Source organism: Streptomyces sp. NRRL WC-3549 (assembly GCF_000721935.1).
Taxonomy (GTDB): domain Bacteria; phylum Actinomycetota; class Actinomycetes; order Streptomycetales; family Streptomycetaceae; genus Streptomyces.
On the sequence record NZ_KL585420.1, the window covers coordinates 90,239 to 92,771 of the forward strand.

Below are 2,533 nucleotides of genomic sequence, written 5' to 3' on the forward strand. Positions count from 1 at the left end.
ACCGAAGAGCGAGCGTCGCAGCCGCCGCAGCGGGGCGAAGAGCGAGACCCGCGCGCTCCTGCTCCTCCGGCTGTGCGAGACGTCACGCGAGGTCAGCTCCAGCATCAGCAGCGTCGCCTCCGCGGAATCGCCCTGCGGGACGGCGGGGCCGCCCAGCACTGCGAGGTGGCGGTCGAGCCGCGAACTGGTCGCGCTGCCCCCACACGTAATGGCAGGCACACGCGGCCTGCTGCGCACCGTTATCTGTTCCATGTCTCTCCCCACCCGTACGAGGGCACCCGGCCCGGGCAGGTTAACCCTATCGTCCCGCGCTGACACGCGTGTATCCCGGCCGGTCGATTGCACACCGGTATACGGAGGTTGACGCCCCGTCGTCGCTACCGGACCGCTCCCGGCCGCCCTCGGAGCCCTGCCCGCCGCCGGGTGTTCCGCGGTCCGTGCGCCGCACGAAGGGGGAATCCCGGGACCGGCTCGCGAAACCTGCGTGCGCCGGGTGCCGCGGTGACGGATCATGGGCGCCATGTCTGCCACCCCCGAGTCCGCTCTGCCGATCCGGCTCACCGTCGACGACAGCGATGCGCCGTCCGACGTCGTGGACGCCCTGTTCCTCGGCCGTTTCGCGACGGGCGAGCAGCCGTACTCGCACAGTTCCTCGCTCGACCGGGTGAAAGCGGGGGCGACTCTGCTGCCCGAGGCGGCGGTGGTGCTGCGGGCCGCCCGTGACGACGACCGCAGCGCGACCCTGGCCGAGGGCGAGGGGTGGACGCTGCTGGTCTCGCGGTGGAACCGGGGCGCCGACGTGACGGTGACCGCCACCACCCCCGAACTGGCCGAGAAGGTGCTCACGGAGGCGACCGCCGGGGCCCGGGACGATCCGGAGCCGCAGCCGGAGAACGTGGCCATGGGCTTCTGGTACGTCTCGCCGCGCCGCGGCCCGTACCGGACCACCCGGCAGATCGCGGCCGGCACCTGGGACGAGGTCCGCCCCAACTACACGGCGCCGGTGGCCGACGCCATGGACCGGCTGATGAAGGTCACCCCGGACGACATCGCCGGCCGGCTGCTCCTGCTGCACGGGCCCCCGGGCACCGGCAAGACCTCCGCACTGCGCACCCTGGCCCGGTCCTGGCGGGACTGGTGCCAGGTCGACTGCGTGCTGGACCCGGAGCGCCTCTTCAACGACGTCGGCTATCTGATGGACATCGCCATCGGGGAGGACGAGGGCTCCGCGAAGGGCCGCTGGCGGCTGCTGCTCCTGGAGGACTGCGACGAGCTGATCCGCGGGGAGGCCAAGCACACGGCGGGCCAGGCGCTGTCCCGGCTGCTGAACCTGACGGACGGTCTGCTGGGCCAGGGCCGCAACGTGCTGGTGGGCGTGACGACCAACGAGGACCTGGAGCGGCTGCACCCGGCGGTCGTCCGGCCGGGCCGCTGCCTGGCCCGGATCGAGGTCGGCCCGCTGACCCGCGCCGAGTCGGTGTCCTGGCTCGGCACGGAGGAGGGGATCGGCCGGGAGGGCGCGACGCTGGCGGAACTCTTCGCACGGCGCCGGGGCGGCGGCCCCGCGTCCGTACCGAAGCAGGACGTCGGGGCGGACGCGGGCCTGTACCTCTGAGCCGGTGCGCCCCCGCCCCGCCGGCTCACTCCCCGTACGCCGCGCGTACCGCGTCCTCCGCCCCGGACAGCGCCTCGGCGCGGGAGAGGCCGAGGCGCCTGGCCTGCTCGGCGTACTCCTGGGCGGCGGTGGCCGCCTTCCGGTGGGCCGCGCCGCCCGCGGCGGCGACGAACGTCCCGTTGCGGCCCCGGGTCTCGATCACCCCGTCGGCCTCCAGGGCGCGGTAGGCCTTGGCCACCGTGTTGGCGGCGAGGCCGAGTTCGTCGGCGAGGCCGCGTACCGTCGGGAGCCGGAAGCCGACGGGCAAGGCACCGGAGCGGGCCTGTTCGGAGAGCTGGACGCGCAGTTGCTCGTAGGGCGCGGTGGCGGTGTCCGGGTCAAGGGCGATCGTCAGAGTCACGGGCCGATTCTCCCCCACGGCCCGGGGGTCGGAAATTCGGAGGCGCCCGCCCCGGCCGTCCGCGTACCGTCCACCGTATGACGGTGACGGTCCGGGACTTCCTCCCCGCGGACGCGGAGGACTTCGTGCGGGTACGGCGGCTCGCCCTCCCGTCCCTGGTGACGACCCCCGAACAGGTCCTGCGCGATCTGGCCGGTGCGCGTCCCGGTCAGCGGTACCGGCTGCTGGTCGCGGAGGAGGACGGCGAGGTGACCGGAACCGCGAAGGTGCGCCTCTCCCACGGGGGCCCGGAGCCGGGCAGGGGGTTCTGCAACGTGTACACGGACCCGGCCCGCGTGGGCCGGGGGGCGGGCTCACTGCTCGTGGCGAGGGCCGAGGAGCATCTCGCCGGGGCCGGCGCGAGGACCGTCCACACCTGGGTGCTGGACGAGCCGGCCAACCGCGCGTTCGCCGAGAAGCGCGGTTACGCGCCGCGGCGCCCGGCGCACTACCTCCACCTCGACCTGACGAGCGGCGGG

4 protein-coding genes are annotated in these 2,533 nt (G+C 74.3%); 2 read left to right on the forward strand and 2 right to left on the reverse strand.

All coding sequences use genetic code 11. The annotated features are described in order from the left end of the window. Nucleotides 1-252, reverse strand: a 252-nt coding sequence (locus tag IH13_RS0124945; protein WP_031088047.1) for a hypothetical protein, incomplete at its 3' end; no start/stop codon positions are given. Between the two features lie 268 nt (nt 253-520). Between IH13_RS0124945 and IH13_RS0124950 the strand changes: the two genes are divergently transcribed. Next, nucleotides 521-1,615, forward strand: coding sequence for a DUF5925 domain-containing protein (locus IH13_RS0124950; protein WP_031088049.1), 1,095 nt, complete (start codon nt 521-523; stop codon nt 1,613-1,615). Nucleotides 1,616-1,640: 25 nt separating this feature from the next. On the opposite strand, the gene IH13_RS0124955 is transcribed toward IH13_RS0124950, so the two are convergent. Continuing rightward, nucleotides 1,641-2,015: a GntR family transcriptional regulator gene (locus IH13_RS0124955; RefSeq protein ID WP_031088051.1), complete on the reverse strand. Its 375-nt coding sequence runs from the start codon at nt 2,013-2,015 to the stop codon at nt 1,641-1,643. Nucleotides 2,016-2,092: 77 nt separating this feature from the next. On the opposite strand from IH13_RS0124955, the gene IH13_RS0124960 reads away from it, so the two are divergent. Then, on the forward strand, nt 2,093-2,533 hold a 441-nt coding region (locus IH13_RS0124960), incomplete at its 3' end, for a GNAT family N-acetyltransferase (protein WP_158791284.1).